This is a genomic window from Rhodoblastus acidophilus, assembly GCF_009720655.1.
Classification (GTDB): Bacteria; Pseudomonadota; Alphaproteobacteria; order Rhizobiales; family Beijerinckiaceae; genus Rhodoblastus; species Rhodoblastus acidophilus_A.
In genome coordinates this window covers 341,270-357,792 of the sequence record NZ_WNKS01000001.1, presented here as the reverse complement: position 1 = coordinate 357,792, position 16,523 = coordinate 341,270, and the positions used below count along the sequence as shown (strand labels likewise).

Sequence of the window (16,523 nt, the reverse complement as noted above, 5' to 3'; positions counted from 1 at the left end):
TCGCAAGATATATCTTGCGATCTACCCCAGCGCCTGAAAAATCCTTATTTTTCAGAGTTTAAATTGAAAACATCCACAGTGCCGTGCGAAAATGACATCTCTTACGATATGACGAAGTTCAAATGACACCCTTCGCGGATCGCGCCGATGGCCATCGGGCGCAACGCGCGGTAAAAGCGTTTTCGCGGATCGCGAAGCGATCTTGCGGAAACCGTATGAACCGACTTGCTGCGCGTCCCAAGTGAAACTGACCAGCTATTCCAATTACACGCTCCGCGTGCTGATGATCGCCGCCGTCCGCTTCCCGGCCCTGACAACCATCGGCGAACTCGCGGCAGCCTTCGCCATCTCGAAAACGCATCTGGTCAAATGCGTGCATCAGCTGGGAACGTGGGGCTATATCGAAACCGTGCGCGGCAATGGCGGCGGGTTCCGGCTCGCGCGCCCCGCGAACGCGATCTCGATCGGCGAGATCATGCGCAGGACGGAGGAAGGGTTTGATCTCGCGGAATGTTTTCGCGAGGAGACCAACACCTGCCCGCTGATCGCGCGCTGCCGGCTGCGCCCGGCGCTGCAACGCGCGACCGTCGCCTTCCTCGACACGCTCGACGCCATCACGCTCGAAGAGGTCGCCAGCAATGGCGACGATCTCCTGAAAATTCTGGAGCTGACGGCGCCCTCCTGCCGGGAGGCCAAGATTTCGGCGTGACGCTCAGGCCTGTTCCGTGTCCAGCGCGAGGTCGGCTACGGTCAGCATCTCCAACGCGCCGCGAAACGCCGCATGGGCCTTTTCGCAGGCGCGGCGCAGCTTGCAGACCGGGAGGATGCGGCATTCGCCGGTTTCGCCCACATGACAGGGAAACAGGGTCTGTTTCGCCTCGAACAGGTCGATGATTTCCAGCGCGCCGATGCTGGACGCCGGCCGGGCCAGCCGGTAGCCGCCGCCGCGCCCGCGCTGCCCCACGAGCACGCCGGCCTGCATGAGTTCGTTGCAGGTCTTGATCACCAAAGCTTCGGTCAGGCCGAGCTTTCGCGTCATGTCGGGCATGGTCAGCGGCCTGTCTTCGCGACAGAACATCAAGATGCGCAGGGCGCCATTGGTCGCGGCGTTCAGTCGCATGATGCTCCTTTGAAGCGACATTGGCGGCTCAACATTTTGGACTTGTCTGGTGCAGCAAGTCCGCGCGAAAGTCCATGCGCAAATTGTTGCGCGGCGGGCGCCGCGCGAAGGAAAAGGGTCTTGCGCGCGCCAGAAGGACGACGTTTCGCGGGAGATGCCGCTCAAAAGCTGACGCGGCTCCAAAACTTATAATCGACATAAATCCTCGGAAAGTTCGTCAGGCAACGGACTCGTGACGCCAGGATGCAACGAAATGTCACAGAATGTGCTTCTCCACGAAATCGCAAACCGAACCAAAATATCTGTCGTTGCGAATGTGTTTCTTTATTTTATAACTGAAATGTATGCTTGGACGCCGCTCCGGAGCGCCGCGCCCGGACGCGCTGTCGAGAAGGCGATTCGGCCATGATCGATCCGAACTTTGTCGCGCTGTCCCGCTGGCAATTCGCCGGCACCGCGCTCTACCACTTCCTGTTCGTTCCCCTGACGCTCGGCCTGTCCTGGCTCCTTGTCATCATGGAGACGGTCTACGTCATGACCGGCAAGGAAATTTACAAGGACATGACCCGGTTCTGGGGCAAGCTGTTCGGCATCAATTTCGCCCTCGGCGTGACCACCGGCCTGACCATGGAATTCCAGTTCGGAACCAACTGGTCCTATTACTCGCACTATGTCGGCGACGTGTTCGGCGCGCCGCTCGCCATCGAGGGCCTGATGGCCTTCTTCCTCGAATCGACCTTCATCGGCCTGTTCTTCCTCGGCTGGGACAAGCTGTCCAAGCGCCAGCACCTCGCCGTCACCTTCTTCACCGCGCTCGGCTCCAATCTTTCGGCCTTGTGGATTCTCGTCGCCAACGGCTGGATGCAGAATCCCGTGGGCGCGGCGTTCTCGCCGGAGACCATGCGGATGGAGATGAAGAGCTTCGCGGACGTCTTCTTCAACCCGGTCGCCCAGGTGAAATTCGTTCACACCGTGGCGGCCGGCTATGTCACCGGCTCGCTGTTCGTGCTCGGCATTTCCGCCTGGCACATTTTGAAGGGCCGCGACCTGCCGTTCATGCGCCGCTCGTTCGCGGTGGCGGTCGGCTTCGGCCTCGCCTCCTGCCTGTCGGTGATCGTGCTCGGCGACGAGAGCGGCTACACGCTCGGCGACGTCCAGAAGGTGAAACTCGCGGCCATCGAGGCGGAATGGCATACGGAGCCGGCGCCCGCCGCCTTCACCCTGTTCGGCCTGCCTTCGCAGGACAAGGAGGAGACCGAGGACAAAATCCAGATCCCGTGGCTGATGGGCGTGATCGCCACCCGCTCGCTCGACAAGCCGGTCGAGGGCTTGAGCGAATTGATGGTCGACCACGAACGACGCATCCGCTCGGGCATGATCGCCTATGACGGCCTGATGAAGATTCGCGGCGGCGACGCCTCGCCGCAAACCAAGGCCCTGTTCGACGCCCACGCCAAGGACCTCGGCTACGGCCTGCTGCTCAAGCAGTTCACCGAAAACCCCGCGCAGGCGACCGACGCCGAGGTGAAAGCCGCGGTGAAGACCACCATTCCAACGGTGTGGCCGTTGTTCTGGTCGTTCCGGATCATGGTCGGCCTCGGCTTCTTGATGCTGTTCGTCTTCGCCGCCGGCTTCTGGCTCAACGCCACGAACAGGCTGGAGGAAAACCGCTGGTATCTCTGGCTCGCGGTCCTCGCGATTCCCGCGCCCTGGATCGCCTGCGAGACCGGCTGGTTCGTCGCGGAATTCGGCCGCCAGCCCTGGGCCATCGGCGAGGTCTTGCCGACCTTTTTGGCGACGTCGAGCCTCACCACCGGCGACCTCATCTTCTCGCTCGCGGGTTTTTTGACCTTCTACACGCTGTTGCTCGTGATCGAGATTTTCCTCATGCAGAAATACGCGCGGCTCGGCCCGAGTTCGCTCGGCCTCGGACGCTATCACCACGAGACCAAGCGCGCGCTCACCATGAAATGAGGCTCACGTCATGTTCGACCTTCTCGACTACGCGACCCTGAAATTCGTCTGGTGGATTCTCGTCGGCGTGCTGCTGATGGGCTTCGCCATCACCGACGGCATGGACATGGGCGTCGGCGTCCTGCTGCCCTTCGTGGCGCGCACCGACGCGGAGCGCCGCATCGCCATCAACACCGTCGGACCGCACTGGGACGGCAACCAGGTCTGGCTGATCACCGCCGGCGGCGCGATCTTCGCCGCCTGGCCCGCCGTCTACGCCGCCGCCTTTTCCGGCTTCTACATGGCGATGCTGCTTGTGCTGTTCGCCTTGTTTTTCCGCCCGGTCGGCTTTGATTATCGCTCCAAGATCGACGACACGCTCTGGCGCTCGGCCTGGGACTGGGGCCTGTTTGTCAGCGGCGCGGTTCCAGCTCTGATTTTCGGGGTCGCCTTCGGCAACCTGCTTCAGGGCGTGCCGTTTCACCTCGACGACATGCTGCGCTCGCATTACCAAGGCAGCCTGCTGACGGCGCTGCTGCCGCTACTGAACCCCTTCGCGCTGCTGGCCGGCGTGATCAGCTTAGGCATGCTCACCGTCCACGGCGCTCTCTGGCTGCAATTGCGCGCCGACGATCCCGTGGCGTCGCGGGCGCGCAAAACCACGGTCGCGCTGGCGCCCGTCGTGGCGCTGCTGTTTCTCGGCGCGGGCGTCTGGCTGTGGTTCGGCGTGGACGGCTTTCGCGTGGTCTCGGCGCCCCCGCATGACGCCGCATCCAATCCGCTGGCCAAGGAAGTGGCGCGCGTCGCCCATGCGTGGTTCGACATCTATGCCGTCGTTCCCGCAGCCAAGGCCGCGCCGGTCGCGGGCGTGCTCGGGCCCATTGTCGCGGGCCTCCTTGCGTCCGCGCGGCGCCCAGGCCTGGGCTTTGTCGCCAATGCTTTCGGCATGGTCGGAATCATCGGCTCCGCCGGCCTGTCGATGTTCCCGTTCATCATGCCCTCGAGCATCGACCCGAGGTCCAGCCTCACGATCTGGGACGCGGCGTCGAGCCATTTTACGCTGACCGTCATGTTCGTCGCGGCCGCGATCTTGCTGCCGATCGTGCTCGGCTACACCATCTGGTGCTACGCAAGAATGTGGGGCCGCGTCACCGCCGACCAGATCGAGGCGCAGTCCCACTCGGCCTATTGAACGGGAGGTTTTGGCATGTGGTATTTCGCCTGGATTCTCGGCGTGACGGCGGCGGTCGCCATCGGCGTGATCAACGTGATGTGGTTTGAATTCCAGGACAACCCGGATCGAAATGGATCGAGTTCTCAGTCGTCGGATTGATCCCTTTCGCGCGCGCCGACGCGCTGTCGCCCATTCAATGTCAGTGCTCGCGAACCTGCGAGCGATGCGCGTAGCGCACGGCCGCTTCAGCCCTGACAACAGCCGCATTGTTCACGTTCCAGTCAAAACCAGGTTTTGACGTCGTTCCATCTGGCGCCAGCACATGGACGATCCGGCGATCGTCGATGCAATAATTGGCATAGGCGTGTCTGAGCTGGTTTCTCTCGCATGCGGCGGCAAAATCCGCCTCCGAGGACCACCAACCGAAGGCGTGCGCCGAGGAGACAAGCCAGGCGGCAAGACCGAACGCCGCCCCGGCGGCCGCGATCAACTGTTTCGACTCGCCGAACGCCGTGCCCTGCTGTTCATTCGATGGGATGAAATCGGTTCTTTGCATTGGTCCGCCTCGAAAAGCTGGTGAGGAAAACGTCCGCCACAGGGACGCTCGAACATTGCGGACCAGATGCAAAGGAAGGTCCAAAGGGCTCCGCGGCATTTTATGCATTTGATTTAACTTCGAGCAAAATGCGCACTAATTTTTGCCGAATCCTGCCGCGCATCCGGCCCACGGCAAGGGCGAGCCGCATGCCCAGGAACACCCGCCAAAACGGCTGTTTCATCAGCCTCCCCGCGCGAAAAAAACTCGGAGCGGCGCTCGAACCAGATCGTCGTCGGTATCGAGCTATAGCGTCGACAGAAATCCCCGTTCCGCCCGCACGCCGGTTGACGCGGGTTGATCCGCGCCCCAAGTCTAAGCGGACAAGGGGGACGCGGATGACGGATGACACCTGGGGCGCGGTGGACGCTTACATGGGCGGCAAGTTATTGCAGTCCGATCCAGCGCTTGACGCGGCGCTGGCGGCCAACCGGGCCGCGGGACTGCCCGGAATCGACGTTTCGCCGCTGCAAGGCAAATTCTTGCATGTGCTGGCGCGCGCGACCGGGGCGCGGCGCATTTTGGAAATCGGAACGCTGGGCGGCTATTCCACCATCTGGCTCGCCCGCGCCCTGCCCGAGGGCGGCCGGATCGTCACATTGGAATTTGCGCCCGAACACGCGGATGTCGCGCGAAAGAATCTTCAGGCCGCAGGCGTCGCCGAAAAAGTTGACCTGCGCGTCGGCGCCGCGCTCGACCTGCTGCCGGTCTTGCAGGCGGAAAACAAAACATTCGATTTCGTCTTCATCGACGCCGACAAGGAGAACAACGGTCCCTATCTCGAATGGGCGATAAAACTGGCGCGGGTCGGCGCGACCATCATCGTGGACAATGTCGTGCGCAAAGGCGCGATCATCGATCCGGCGAACGACAGGTCGGATGTTCAGGGAACGCGGCGGTTTTTCGACTGCGCGGCGGGGCAAAGGCGCTGGGTTGCCTCGGCCGTGCAGACGGTCGGCGCCAAGGGCTGGGACGGGTTCGCCATCGGGGTGGTCGAAGAGGCGACGCCTCAAGGCTCTCCGTCGCGCAGCGAATAGCCGGCGCCGCGCACCGTCTGCAGCAATTGCGGCTCAAATCCCTTGTCGATCTTGCTGCGCAGCCGGGAAATATGGACGTCGATCACGTTGGTCTGCGGATCGAAGTGATAGTCCCAGACATTTTCCAGGAGCATGGTGCGGGTGACCACCTGCCCGGCGTGGCGCATCAGATATTCGAGCAGCCGGAATTCGCGCGGCTGCAGCACGATCTCCTTGCCGGCGCGAAACACCTTGTGCTTGAGCCGGTCCATTTCGAGGTCGGCGACGCGATAGACCGATTCCTCGGTGGATCCGCCGGGGCGGCGGCGCGCCAGGATTTCGACCCGGGCGAGCAGTTCCGCGAACGAATAGGGTTTTGGCAGGTAGTCGTCGCCGCCGGCTCGTAAACCCTTGACGCGGTCATCCACCTGGCCGAGCGCCGAGAGGATCAACACAGGCGTGTCGATTTTTTGCGCGCGCAAGCCGCCGATCAGGGTCAAGCCGTCCATTTTCGGCAGCATGCGGTCGATGACCAGCACATCGTAGCCGCCCGCTTCGGCGCGGGCGTAGCCGGTCACCCCGTCGCCGGCCGACTCGGCGACATGGCCGGCTTCACGAAAAGCCTTGACGAGATAGGAGGACGCTTGGGGATCGTCTTCAACAATAAGGATTCGCATGAATGCACTATAGCAAACAAAAAGAAAAACGGCAGGCCAGTTGAGAGGGTGGAACTGGCCTGCCGGAGGTGGACGCTGGCTGAGGGCGTCCGAGAACTTTGCGCGCTACGACGGGTTGGTGGGCAGCGCGAGGAAATGGGTGTTGTCGCCGGTCTTCACCCGCAGCAGAACGGCGGTGCGGCCATCCTTGCGCGCGGTGTCGAACGCGGTGACGATGTCTTCCGGGCTCGTGACCGGCTTGCCGCCGGCGTCGAGAATGACGTCGCCCGGGCGCAGGCCTTTTTGCGCGGCCACGCCATCCGGATCGAGATCGGACACCGCCGCGCCTTCGCTGCCGGCGTTGGGCACATCGGAGGCCGGAACGAGGCTCATGCCGAACTTGGCGAGCGAGGTCTTGCCGGCCTTCGCCTTGGGAGCGTCGAGCCTGGCTTCCTTTTCGTTCGGCAACTGGCCGAGCTTTACGGACGCCTTCTTCTCGGACCCGTTATGGATATAGGTCAGTTCCGCGGTGGCGTCGGGGCCGAGAGCGGCGATTTTTCGCGAGAGTTCGCGGGGTCCATCGACCTTGTCGCCGTTGACGGCGATGATGACGTCGCCCGAGCTGATGCCGGCCTTGGCCGCCGGCCTGTCGGCCTGCGCTTGCGCGACCAGCGCGCCCTTGGTCGATTTCAGGCCGAGGCTGTCGGCGATGTCCTGGGTCACCGGCTGGATCTGCACGCCGATGAAGCCACGCGTCACCGTGCCCTTGTCCTTGAGCGCGCCAACCACATCCTTGGCGACTTCGGAGGGAATGGCGAAACCGATGCCGACGCTGCCGCCGGACGGCGAGAAGATGGCGGTGTTGACGCCGACGACTTCACCCTTGTTGTTGAAGGTCGGGCCGCCGGAATTGCCGCGGTTCACCGGCGCGTCGATCTGGAGGTAGTCGTCATACGGGCCGGAGCCAATGTCGCGGCCCCTGGCTGAGACGATGCCCGCGGTCACGGTGCCGCCAAGTCCAAAAGGATTGCCCACCGCGATCACCCAGTCGCCGACGCGCGGGGTTTCCGCTGCGAACTGGACGAAGGGATAAGTCCCGGCTTCGCTGATCTTCAGCAGGGCGAGATCGGTCTTCTTGTCCGAGCCCAGCACTTTCGCAGACACGGTCTTGCCGGCGTCGAGCGTGACGGACACCTCCGTGGCGTTCTCCACCACGTGGTTGTTGGTGACGACATAGCCGTCGGCGGAAATGATGAAGCCGGAGCCCTGCGCCTGTCCCTTGTGCGGGCGAGCCTCTCCGTGCGGCCCCTGGCCGCCGAAGCGCTTGAAGAAGCGATAGAGCGGATCGTCGGGCGACATCGGCGGCATGCCCGGCGGCAGGCCGGGGCCTTCGGCGGTGTCGCCTTCAGCTTTGTCAACGGTCGTAACCTTGACCGAAACCACCGCGCCTTTGACGCGATCGACCATGTCGGCAAAAGAAGCCGGGCCGACAGCCGCCATACCCTGGGTGACCGGCGCCTCGGCGCGGGCGGCAAGGGGAAGCGTCATTCCAGTCGAAAGCGCCAGCGCGGCGACGGCGCCGAGCAGCATCCCGCGCGGCGTCGCGCGGCGAGCGCGGACGGGGGCGAGCGTTTCGAGGGAAGACAGCGACAACATTTCAACGGGCTCCACTTGCAGTCTTGCGGCGATCCATGCCGTTTCGTTTCTGCAATATGAGGGTCCGCTCCTTGCCTCGCTGTGGCGGGAGCATGAATTTTTAGTAATTTTTCCGTGAGCTACTTCATCGCCCCGGTGATGCCGCGGACGATCTCCCGCGCAATGGCCGAGCCCACGCTGCGGGCCGCGGATTGCGCCGCCGAGCGCACCGCCGCCTGTCCCACCGACATGCGCCTGCCCTGCGGCTTGAAGAGTTCGCCCAGGCCCGCGCCGATTTTTGAAAGAATGCCGCCCTCGTCCTGCTCCCCGACCGGCGCGCCGCTGGCCCGCCCCTGCGCCTTGGCCTGCAAAATCTCGAACGCGGATTCGCGGTCCACCGGCGTGTCATACTTGCCCTTCAGCGGGCTGGACTCCTGAACCTCGGCGAGTTCGGCGTCGGTGAGCGGCCCCACGCGCGTGCTCGGCGGCGCGATTTTGACGCGCTCGACCATGGTCGGGGAGCCGTGTTCGTCGAGCGTGGAGACAAGGGCCTCGCCAACTTTGAGCTTGGTGATGACGTCGGCGGTGTCGAGCGCCGGGTTCTGTCGAAACGTTTCGGCGGCGGTGCGGACCGCCTTCTGATCGCGCGGGGTGAAGGCGCGCAGCGCGTGCTGGACGCGGTTGCCCAGCTGTCCCAGGACGACATCAGGCACGTCGATCGGGTTTTGGGTGACGAAATAGACGCCGACGCCCTTGGAGCGGATCAGCCGCACCACCTGCTCGATGGCGCGCAAAAGAGCTTTGGGCGCCTCATCGAACAGGAAGTGCGCCTCGTCGAAGAAGAAGACCAGTTTCGGCTTGTCGAGGTCTCCCACCTCCGGCAGCCGCGCGAACAGTTCGGAGAGCAGCCAGAACAGGAAGGTGGCGTAGAGGTTCGGGCTGAGGATCAGCTTTTCAGCCTTGAGAATATGGATATAGCCGCGCCCGTCGAGGTCGGGCTTGAGCAGGTCCATGATGTCGAGCGCCGGCTCGCCGAAAAATTTTTCCGCGCCCTGGTTCTCGAGCACCAGGAGCCGCCGCTGGATGGCGCCGACGCTGGCGGCGGAGACATTGCCATAGCGCTGCTGCAGGTCCGAGGCGTTTTCCGAGACATAGGAAAGGATGGCGCGCAGGTCCTTCATGTCGAGCAAGGCGAGGCCCTGTTCGTCGGCCACGCGAAAAGCGATGTTGAGCACGCCCTCCTGCACGTCGTTGAGTTGCAGGATGCGCGACAGCAGCAGCGGGCCCATTTCCGACACGGTGGCGCGCACCGGATGGCCCTTTTCGCCAAAAACGTCCCAGAACACGGCGCGGTAAAGGTTGGGCTGCCAGTCGAGGCCCAGTTCCTTCGCCCGCTTGGCGATAAACGGCTTTTCCTCGCCCATCATGGCGATGCCGGAGAGGTCGCCCTTGACGTCGGCGGCGAAAACGCAGGTCCCGGCATTGGCGAACCCCTCGGCCAGGGTTTGCAGGGTCACGGTCTTGCCGCCGCCGGTCGCGCCGGCGATCAACCCGTGGCGATTGCCGTATTTGAGCAGCAGGTAGATAAAATCCTCGGCCTTGCCGACCAGGACTTTTCCGGGGACGTTTTGGGGATCGACGGGCATCGGCGACTCTCGGATGACTCTCTCATCGGCAAGGATGGGGCGCGCGGCGCGCGAGCGCAAGGCGGTTTGCGGCGGCGCACGTTCAAGACGACAGCAGGGGCAAAGCCCGCTTCCTTTAAGCCGCGGAAAACGATAAGAACCCAGCCATGATCTGGATCGTCTTCGCCCTGCTGACCGGCGCCGCCGTGCTCAGCGCCCTCTGGCCCCTCTCCCGTTCCGCCGCCGCCGCGACGGAGGACGCCGCCGACGTCGCCTTCTATCGCGCGCAGATCGCGGAAATCGACGCGGAACGCGAACGTGGCGCGATCGCCCCCGACCAGGCGGAAACCGCCAAGGCGCAGGCTGCGCGCCGCCTGCTCGCCAGCGCGCCGCAGGAGGCGGCGGCCCCCGCTTCGAACGCCCATCGCAAGACCGCGGCCGCCTTGGCGCTGGTGCTCATCCCCCTGGTGTCGGTCGGCCTTTACCTGCGCACCGGCGATCCCGAACAGCCCGACATGCCGCTCACGGCCCGCCTCAACGCCCCGATGCAGAACGACTTCATGGTCGTGGTCGCCAAGATGGAGGGGCATCTCGCCGCCCATCCCGACGACGGCAAGGCGCTGGAGCTGATGGCCCCGGTGTGGATGCGCATGGGCAATGCCGAAAGAGCGCTTGCCGCGCGCAAGGACGTCATCCGCCTGCTCGGCGAGACCGCCGACCGGCGCATCAGGCTCGCGGAAGCCATGGCCAACGCCAACAATGGCGCGTTTCCGCCCGAGGCGTACGACAGCATCAACCGCGCCATGGAGCTGGAGCCGAAATCGCCGGAGGTGCGCTATTTCGCTGGCGCCGCCGCCGCGCAAAAGGGCGAATTCGAACGGGCGCGCGCCGTCTGGAAAGCCCTCGCCGCCGACCTCCCGGAAAATTCGCCCCCGCGCAAGGCGGTCGAGGAGCAGATCGCCGAACTCGATTCCAAGGGCCCGATCGCGCAACGGGCGGACACCGCCCAGGCGCCGGCCAATCCTCAAAACGACATGATCCGTTCGATGGTCGAACAGCTTGCCGCGCGTCTCCAGGAAAAAGGCGGGACGGTCGATGAATGGGAGCGCCTGATCCGCTCCTATGCGGTGCTGAAGGAAGCCGCCAAGGCGAAAGGCGCGCTGGCCGACGCGCGAAAAGCGCTGGCGCAGGACGCGCAAGCGCGGGAAAAGATCGACGCGCAGGCGAAAGAGCTGGGATTGGACAAATGACGCGCAAGCAGAAGAGACTGACCCTGATCGGCTCCGCCCTCGGCGTGCTGGCGCTCGCCGTCGGCCTGATCCTGTTCGCCCTGCGCGACAATGTGGTGTTTTTCTACGGGCCGGGCGAACTGGTCGAAAAACATGTCGCTGCTGGAACGCGCCTGCGCATCGGCGGGCTGGTGAAGACCGGCACGCTGGTCCGTCTCGAAGGCAAGAGCGTCAAGTTCGAGGTGACCGACGGCAAGGCCGATGTGCCCGTGAGCTATACCGGCCTGCTGCCGGACCTGTTCAAGGAAGGGCAAGGCGTGGTCGCCGAAGGCGCGCTGGATACAGCGGGCGTGTTCAAGGCGGATTCCATTCTGGCCAAGCATGACGAGCGCTACATGCCGCGCGAGGTCGCCGACGCCCTGAAGAAACAGGGGGTGTGGCAGGAGGGGGGCGCAGCGGCGCAAGGCGCGGCGCAACCGGCCAAAAACCCAGCCGGAGCTGCCCAATGATCATCGAGACCGGCCATTTCGCGCTCGCCCTAGCGCTCGCCCTGGCGCTGATGCAGGTTGTGCTGCCGTTCTGGGGGGCGCGGGCGCGCGACGCCAATCTGATGGCGACCGCCCGTCCGCTGGCGCTGGCGCAATTCGCCCTGGTCGCCCTCGCCTATGGCGCGTTGACCTGGGCCCACGTCGTCTCGGATTTTTCGCTCGTCAACGTCATCGAGAACTCCCATTCGACCAAACCGATGATCTATAAAATCTCGGGCGTCTGGGGCAATCACGAAGGCTCAATGTTGCTCTGGGCGCTGATCCTGTCGCTCTCGGGCGCGGCCATGGCGGTGTTCGCGCGCGCGATTCCCCCGCGCCTGATGGCCGACGCCACTTCGGTTCAGGGCCTGCTCAGCGTCGCTTTTTTGCTGTTCATCCTGCTGACCTCCAACCCCTTCGCGCGCATCGAAACGCCGCCGATGGAGGGCAACGACCTCAACCCGATCCTTCAGGACCCCGGCCTCGCCATTCATCCGCCGCTGCTGTATCTGGGCTATGTCGGCTTCTCCATCGTCTTTTCGCTGGCGGCCGGCGCGCTGATCAGCGGCCGCACTGACGCCGCCTTCGCCCGCTTCATTCGCCCGTGGACGCTCGCCGCCTGGATTTTTCTGACCCTTGGCATCGCCATGGGCTCGTACTGGGCTTACTACACGCTCGGCTGGGGCGGCTTCTGGTTCTGGGACCCCGTCGAAAACGCCTCGCTGCTGCCGTGGCTTTCGGGGACCGCCCTGCTCCATTCGGCAAGCGTGATGGAAAAGCGCGACGCGCTAAAGGTCTGGACGATCTTCCTGGCGATCCTCACCTTCTCGCTGTCGCTGCTCGGCACATTCTTGGTGCGCTCGGGCGTGCTGACCTCGGTGCATTCCTTCGCCAGCGATCCGACGCGCGGCCTGTTCATTCTTGGGATCCTCGTGCTGTTCATCGGCGGCGCGCTGTTCCTGTTCATGCTGCGCGCGCCGACGCTGACCGGCGGCGGCCTGTTCGCGCCGATCTCCCGCGAAGGGTTTTTGGTCGTCAACAACCTGCTGCTCACCGCCTCCTGCGCCGCCGTGTTCATCGGCACGCTCTACCCGCTGGCGCTGGAGGCCTGGAACGGCTCGAAAATCACCGTGGGTGCGCCCTTCTTCAACCTCACCTTCGGCCCCTTGTTCGCGCCAATCCTGCTGTTGGCGCCGCTCGGCCAATTGCTGGCGTGGAAACGCGCCGATCTTTTGGGCGCGGCGCAGCGGCTTTGGTTTGTGGCGGCGCTGGGCCTCGTCGCCGTGCTCGGTTTCTACGCCCTGCAAGGCGGACCAGTGGTGGCCGTGATCGGCGCGGGCGTCGCGATCTACCTGATGACCGCCTCCTTCGTCGAGATTTGGGGCCGCGTCTTCCCGCAGGGTTTTCGCAAGAGCGCCAACGCGTTCGGCCGTATGGCCGGCCTGCCATTGTCGGCCTGGGGCTCGGCGCTGGCCCATGCCGGGCTCGGCGTGACCCTGCTCGGCCTCGCCGCCACCGGCTGGGGCGTGGAGAAGATCACCAAGGTGCAAAAAGGCGAAACCTATCAGGTCGGACCCTATGCGTTGCAGGCGACGTCGATCGAGGCCGCCGAGGGTCCGAACTACCGCGAAGCCATCGTCCACATGACGATCTCGCGCGACGGCAAGGAAGTGGCGACGTTCGATCCATCAAAACGCTTTTTCAAGACGCGGCAGATGGCGACGTCGCAGGCCGGCATCGTCACGCTCAACCTTGGCCAGGTCTATGTCGCCGTGGCCGAGCAGAGCCCGGACGGCGCCTTCGACGCGCGCATGTACTGGAAGCCGCTGGTGTCGCTGATCTGGCTCGGGGCGCTGGTGATGTCGTTTGGCGGCGCGCTGTCGCTGGCCGACCGGCGGCTTCGGGTTGGCGTGGCGCGAAGGGCGAAGGTTGTCGGGGCCGTCCAGGCGGCGGAATAGAAATTGATCGCCGTCATTGCGAGCGCGGCGACGCAATCCACCTTGCGTGCAAACCGCGGGACGGATTGCTTCGTCGCTGACGCTCCTCGCAATGACGGCTTTGGAGGCTAAATGCGCAAGACTCTTATTGCCCTCTTTGCCCTCGCCGCGCTCGCCTCGCCGGCGAGCGCGTTGCAGCCGGACGAAATCCTGCCCGACCCCAAGCTGGAGTCACGGGCGCGCGATATTTCGGCGGGGCTGCGCTGCCTCGTCTGCCAGAATCAATCGATCGACGATTCCGACGCGTCGCTCGCGCGGGATTTGCGAACCTTGGTCCGCGAGCAACTCAAGGCTGGCAAGAGCGATCAGGAGATCAAAACCTTTCTGGTCGACCGCTACGGCAATTTCGTTCTTCTCAAGCCGCCGTTCGAATGGGACACGGCGGCGCTGTGGCTCTCCCCCTTCGCCCTGTTCGCCATCGCCGGCTTTTTCGTGTGGCGCAAGAGCCGCACCCGGAAGGTCGAGGCCGCGCCCGCCGCGCCGCTGTCAGCGGAGGAAAGCGAGAAGCTGAAGGCGCTGCTGGACGAAAAGGCCTGACTTGAATTGAAATCATCCGGCGCCATGCTAATATGACCACTGTGGTCATTTAGGAGGCCGCGATGCGTGAGATTCAACTGAAGGACGCCAAGGCCACCTTGTCGGCTGTGGTCGATGGCGCCAAGGCGGGTGAACCGGTCGTCCTCACCCGTCATGGACGCAAGGAAGCCGTGGTCATTTCCTGGGAAGAATGGCGCCGCCTTTCCGACGTCCCAAGCTTCGCCCGGCTTCTGACCTCGGCTCCGCTCGAGCCGGACGACTTGCCGCCCCGCGATCCCGGCCCGATGCGAGACGCCGGGTTTTGAGCTTCCTCGTCGACACCAATGTCATTTCGGCTTTGGCGCCCGCACGCGCCGAACGACCAGAAATTTTGCTCACTTGGTTGGAGCGCAACTCCGAAAAACTGTTTCTGTCTGTCGTGACATCGGCCGAAATCCGCGCCGGCATCGCCAAGGCGAGGCGCGAGGGCGCCCACCGCAAGGCCGAAAATCTCGCCTCCTGGTGGGGCGCCGTCGAGCACCTCTATGGCGCGCGCATTCTGACTTTTGACCTTCAAGCTGCGAAGCTCGCCGGTGAAATGGCGGACCGCGCCAGGGGCTCCGGTCATGCGCCCGGCTTCGCCGACATCGCCATTGCAGCCACAGCCGCCGCCCATGGACACACGCTGCTGACGCGGAACGTCCGCCATTTCGCGCCGATCTACGACCAGGTCATCGACCCGTTCGAGCGGACGCCCGACTGACGAGACCATTTTCACGTTTCGTGGAAACGCGAACCAGTATCCACTTCGCTTGAAAACGCTCTATTGCGCGGCCTTCTGCTCTTCCGCCACCGGCGGCAAATCCGTCGTCGTGATCGCCCTGGGGTCCGGGCGCACGCTGCGGTCGGCGCCGGCGTCGATCACCGCCTGCCCCTGGTCGGTCGGCGCCTTGTTCAGCGTCGCGCCGATCTGGCTCACCACGGCCGGGGCGTTGGCGTAATTGTCGTGGCCGATGAGACCGCTGGAAAAAGCCGAGATGTCGTAGACGGAGACCCCGAGGCCGTCGATCAGCTCGCGGTCCCTGCTGGAGCCGGGGTCGAGCGCGCCGAGGCGGCGGTCGCCCTGCAAGCCCGCGGACAATTGCAAGGCGCGGTCGCCCTTCGACACAAACACCGAGAATTTTGACGCGTCGAGCCGGGAAATCTGCTGCCGGAACACGGAGAGGTCGATGTCCGGCGCCGCCAGCAGGACCTGGCCGAGCTTGCCGTTGAGATCGGGCGTCCCCGAAAGCGCGGCTTCACGAAGCGTTTCCATGGTGAGCCAAGTGCCCATGCTGTGCGCGAGAATGTGGACCCGGCCCACGCCCGGCGTCGCCGCGATCTCATTGAGAACTTTTAAATAGGCGTCGCGCGAGGCCGTGGCGCTCTCCTTGTCCGCGCCATAAGCCAGCAGCGCCGATTTCGACGGCCAGGTGAACAGCACGGGGACGCCGGAAAAATTGCCGTCCACCACCAGTTGCGCCAGCCGAAAGCGCGCGTCGTCGAGCGATGTGTTGAAACCGTGGACATAAACCAGAACGTCGCGGGAGAGGCCAACGCGACCGGAAATCTGCGCCGCGAGCTGGCTGCGGAACTCGCGGTCGTCCAGAGCCGAATGATCGGCGACCGCGATGTGACGGCGCGGGTCCGGCGCGCCCCAGTTCGGGCGCTCCAGGTCGCCAGCCTCGTGGCCCGGCGGCACGGTGATCGTGTCGAGCGAATAGCGCGCGACGGCGCCAGGCGTCAGCTCGGTTGAATGATTGCCGCCCTTTCGCGTCGATACGACGAAAATGCGGGTCGAATAGGCGGGGGCGTCAGGGCCGCCCGAAAACAGGCCGCCCACGTTGGAAAAACTCGCCTGCATCTGCGAGCCGGGATGGGCGCCGCCCTCGGCCATGCTCACCGTCGAGCAGCCCGACAGGGTTTGAGCCAGGGCCAGGGAGAGCAAGGCGAAGCCCGCCGCCGTCTTTCGCGCAAACATCAGTGCATTCACTTCCAAAAGCAGAATCTCGGCCGTTTCTGCGGGAGAAACACGGCGACAATGGGACCGACGCCGCAGCGTCCGGGGCTGATCTTGGAAACGAAAAGTGTTAACATTTGTTAACGGCGGCGTTTCTTGCGGGTGATCAGCCAGAGCACGGGCAACGGCTGCGCCGCCCAGAAGAACAACAGCGCCTTGACGGCGCGCGGGATCGCTGAATCGCTGTCGCGTTCCGATTGCCCCTTGGTCAGGAATTGAGGATCGAGCGCGCTGTGGACCGCACAATAGAGCAGGATCAACGTCACCGCCGAGGTCATGAGCCAGACGTCGGGCGTATCGACAGGCCTGCCCATGCCCTCGACAAGGCCGAGGCCCTTCACCATGCCGAGCGTCGGCCAAAATCCAGCAAAAACAAAAATCAGGATGGGGAAATAGGATTCCATGACGCAATGCTCCGAGT

18 protein-coding genes are annotated in these 16,523 nt (G+C 64.2%); 11 read left to right on the top strand and 7 right to left on the bottom strand.

Translation table 11 applies throughout. The features are described from left to right. The first annotated feature begins 241 nt into the window (after positions 1 to 241). A complete protein-coding gene (locus GJ654_RS01685; protein WP_210350793.1) occupies positions 242 to 709 on the top strand; it encodes an RrF2 family transcriptional regulator in 468 nt (155 codons plus the stop codon). A gap of 3 nt (positions 710 to 712) precedes the next feature. On the opposite strand, the gene GJ654_RS01680 is transcribed toward GJ654_RS01685, so the two are convergent. Next, entirely contained in the window at positions 713 to 1,120 is a 408-nt protein-coding gene (locus tag GJ654_RS01680) for an Rrf2 family transcriptional regulator (protein WP_196305393.1), read from the bottom strand. Between the two features lie 405 nt (positions 1,121 to 1,525). Here GJ654_RS01680 and GJ654_RS01675 point away from each other — a divergent pair, with 405 nt between their 5' ends. From GJ654_RS01675 to cydX, 3 genes are read left to right on the top strand one after another with little or no spacing between them, the layout of a single operon-like run. Then, positions 1,526 to 3,094: a cytochrome ubiquinol oxidase subunit I gene (locus tag GJ654_RS01675; RefSeq protein ID WP_155444349.1), complete on the top strand. Its 1,569-nt coding sequence runs from the start codon at positions 1,526 to 1,528 to the stop codon at positions 3,092 to 3,094. Positions 3,095 to 3,104: 10 nt separating this feature from the next. Beyond that, positions 3,105 to 4,265 carry a cytochrome d ubiquinol oxidase subunit II gene (gene cydB, locus GJ654_RS01670; RefSeq protein ID WP_155444348.1) on the top strand — a complete coding sequence of 387 codons (1,161 nt, stop codon included), beginning with the start codon at positions 3,105 to 3,107 and terminating at the stop codon, positions 4,263 to 4,265. Between the two features lie 15 nt (positions 4,266 to 4,280). Further along, a complete protein-coding gene (gene cydX / locus GJ654_RS01665) occupies positions 4,281 to 4,406 on the top strand; it encodes a cytochrome bd-I oxidase subunit CydX (protein WP_155444347.1) in 126 nt (41 codons plus the stop codon). A gap of 40 nt (positions 4,407 to 4,446) precedes the next feature. Here cydX and GJ654_RS01660 read toward each other — a convergent pair whose 3' ends face one another. Beyond that, complete coding sequence (locus GJ654_RS01660) at positions 4,447 to 4,803, bottom strand: hypothetical protein (protein ID WP_155444346.1); 357 nt, start codon at positions 4,801 to 4,803, stop codon at positions 4,447 to 4,449. Between the two features lie 377 nt (positions 4,804 to 5,180). Here GJ654_RS01660 and GJ654_RS01655 point away from each other — a divergent pair, with 377 nt between their 5' ends. Continuing rightward, positions 5,181 to 5,879 (top strand): O-methyltransferase, encoded by a 699-nt coding sequence (locus tag GJ654_RS01655; protein ID WP_155444345.1) that lies wholly within the window; start codon positions 5,181 to 5,183, stop codon positions 5,877 to 5,879. Here GJ654_RS01655 and GJ654_RS01650 read toward each other — a convergent pair. The 3 genes from GJ654_RS01650 to GJ654_RS01640 form a co-directional block, all read right to left on the bottom strand. Beyond that, complete coding sequence (locus GJ654_RS01650; RefSeq protein WP_155444344.1) at positions 5,852 to 6,535, bottom strand: response regulator transcription factor; 684 nt, start codon at positions 6,533 to 6,535, stop codon at positions 5,852 to 5,854. The genes GJ654_RS01655 and GJ654_RS01650 overlap by 28 nt on opposite strands. A 105-nt stretch (positions 6,536 to 6,640) precedes the next feature. Then, positions 6,641 to 8,170 carry a Do family serine endopeptidase gene (locus GJ654_RS01645; protein ID WP_155444343.1) on the bottom strand — a complete coding sequence of 510 codons (1,530 nt, stop codon included), beginning with the start codon at positions 8,168 to 8,170 and terminating at the stop codon, positions 6,641 to 6,643. A gap of 119 nt (positions 8,171 to 8,289) precedes the next feature. Continuing rightward, positions 8,290 to 9,795, bottom strand: coding sequence for a helicase HerA-like domain-containing protein (locus tag GJ654_RS01640; RefSeq protein ID WP_155444342.1), 1,506 nt, complete (start codon positions 9,793 to 9,795; stop codon positions 8,290 to 8,292). Positions 9,796 to 9,941: 146 nt separating this feature from the next. On the opposite strand from GJ654_RS01640, the gene ccmI reads away from it, so the two are divergent. The 6 genes from ccmI to GJ654_RS01610 all read left to right on the top strand — a co-directional run bounded on the left by ccmI (position 9,942) and on the right by GJ654_RS01610 (position 14,806). Beyond that, the gene (ccmI, locus tag GJ654_RS01635) at positions 9,942 to 11,024 is read left to right on the top strand and encodes a c-type cytochrome biogenesis protein CcmI (protein WP_155444341.1); all 1,083 of its coding nucleotides are present in this window, start codon (positions 9,942 to 9,944) and stop codon (positions 11,022 to 11,024) included. Beyond that, positions 11,021 to 11,512, top strand: coding sequence for a cytochrome c maturation protein CcmE (ccmE, locus tag GJ654_RS01630; RefSeq protein WP_155444340.1), 492 nt, complete (start codon positions 11,021 to 11,023; stop codon positions 11,510 to 11,512). The genes ccmI and ccmE overlap by 4 nt, the downstream gene beginning before the upstream one ends. Continuing rightward, entirely contained in the window at positions 11,509 to 13,488 is a 1,980-nt protein-coding gene (locus GJ654_RS01625) for a heme lyase CcmF/NrfE family subunit (protein WP_155444339.1), read from the top strand. Before ccmE ends, GJ654_RS01625 begins: the two co-directional genes overlap by 4 nt. Positions 13,489 to 13,599: 111 nt before the next feature. Continuing rightward, positions 13,600 to 14,064 carry a cytochrome c-type biogenesis protein gene (locus GJ654_RS01620; protein WP_155444338.1) on the top strand — a complete coding sequence of 155 codons (465 nt, stop codon included), beginning with the start codon at positions 13,600 to 13,602 and terminating at the stop codon, positions 14,062 to 14,064. A gap of 62 nt (positions 14,065 to 14,126) precedes the next feature. Beyond that, positions 14,127 to 14,369 (top strand): type II toxin-antitoxin system Phd/YefM family antitoxin, encoded by a 243-nt coding sequence (locus GJ654_RS01615; protein ID WP_155444337.1) that lies wholly within the window; start codon positions 14,127 to 14,129, stop codon positions 14,367 to 14,369. Further along, the gene (locus tag GJ654_RS01610) at positions 14,366 to 14,806 is read left to right on the top strand and encodes a PIN domain-containing protein (RefSeq protein ID WP_246664528.1); all 441 of its coding nucleotides are present in this window, start codon (positions 14,366 to 14,368) and stop codon (positions 14,804 to 14,806) included. Before GJ654_RS01615 ends, GJ654_RS01610 begins: the two co-directional genes overlap by 4 nt. Before the next feature lie 60 nt (positions 14,807 to 14,866). On the opposite strand, the gene GJ654_RS01605 is transcribed toward GJ654_RS01610, so the two are convergent. Further along, positions 14,867 to 16,063, bottom strand: a complete 1,197-nt coding sequence (locus GJ654_RS01605; RefSeq protein ID WP_155444335.1) for an alpha/beta hydrolase — start codon at positions 16,061 to 16,063, stop codon at positions 14,867 to 14,869. 119 nt (positions 16,064 to 16,182) lie between these two features. After that, a complete protein-coding gene (locus tag GJ654_RS01600; RefSeq protein ID WP_155444334.1) occupies positions 16,183 to 16,506 on the bottom strand; it encodes a hypothetical protein in 324 nt (107 codons plus the stop codon). Positions 16,507 to 16,523 lie beyond the last annotated feature (17 nt).

Bases quoted from the DNA above. Each gene is read 5' to 3' on its own strand.
- GJ654_RS01680 (WP_196305393.1), bottom strand. From the start codon at position 1,120: ATGCGACTGAACGCCGCGACCAATGGCGCCCTGCGCATCTTGATGTTC.
- GJ654_RS01675 (WP_155444349.1), top strand. From the start codon at position 1,526: ATGATCGATCCGAACTTTGTCGCGCTGTCCCGCTGGCAATTCGCCGGC.
- cydB (WP_155444348.1), top strand. From the start codon at position 3,105: ATGTTCGACCTTCTCGACTACGCGACCCTGAAATTCGTCTGGTGGATT.
- cydX (WP_155444347.1), top strand. From the start codon at position 4,281: ATGTGGTATTTCGCCTGGATTCTCGGCGTGACGGCGGCGGTCGCCATC.
- GJ654_RS01660 (WP_155444346.1), bottom strand. From the start codon at position 4,803: ATGCAAAGAACCGATTTCATCCCATCGAATGAACAGCAGGGCACGGCG.
- GJ654_RS01655 (WP_155444345.1), top strand. From the start codon at position 5,181: ATGACGGATGACACCTGGGGCGCGGTGGACGCTTACATGGGCGGCAAG.
- GJ654_RS01650 (WP_155444344.1), bottom strand. From the start codon at position 6,535: ATGCGAATCCTTATTGTTGAAGACGATCCCCAAGCGTCCTCCTATCTC.
- GJ654_RS01645 (WP_155444343.1), bottom strand. From the start codon at position 8,170: ATGTTGTCGCTGTCTTCCCTCGAAACGCTCGCCCCCGTCCGCGCTCGC.
- GJ654_RS01640 (WP_155444342.1), bottom strand. From the start codon at position 9,795: ATGCCCGTCGATCCCCAAAACGTCCCCGGAAAAGTCCTGGTCGGCAAG.
- ccmI (WP_155444341.1), top strand. From the start codon at position 9,942: ATGATCTGGATCGTCTTCGCCCTGCTGACCGGCGCCGCCGTGCTCAGC.
- ccmE (WP_155444340.1), top strand. From the start codon at position 11,021: ATGACGCGCAAGCAGAAGAGACTGACCCTGATCGGCTCCGCCCTCGGC.
- GJ654_RS01625 (WP_155444339.1), top strand. From the start codon at position 11,509: ATGATCATCGAGACCGGCCATTTCGCGCTCGCCCTAGCGCTCGCCCTG.
- GJ654_RS01620 (WP_155444338.1), top strand. From the start codon at position 13,600: ATGCGCAAGACTCTTATTGCCCTCTTTGCCCTCGCCGCGCTCGCCTCG.
- GJ654_RS01615 (WP_155444337.1), top strand. From the start codon at position 14,127: ATGCGTGAGATTCAACTGAAGGACGCCAAGGCCACCTTGTCGGCTGTG.
- GJ654_RS01605 (WP_155444335.1), bottom strand. From the start codon at position 16,063: ATGTTTGCGCGAAAGACGGCGGCGGGCTTCGCCTTGCTCTCCCTGGCC.
- GJ654_RS01600 (WP_155444334.1), bottom strand. From the start codon at position 16,506: ATGGAATCCTATTTCCCCATCCTGATTTTTGTTTTTGCTGGATTTTGG.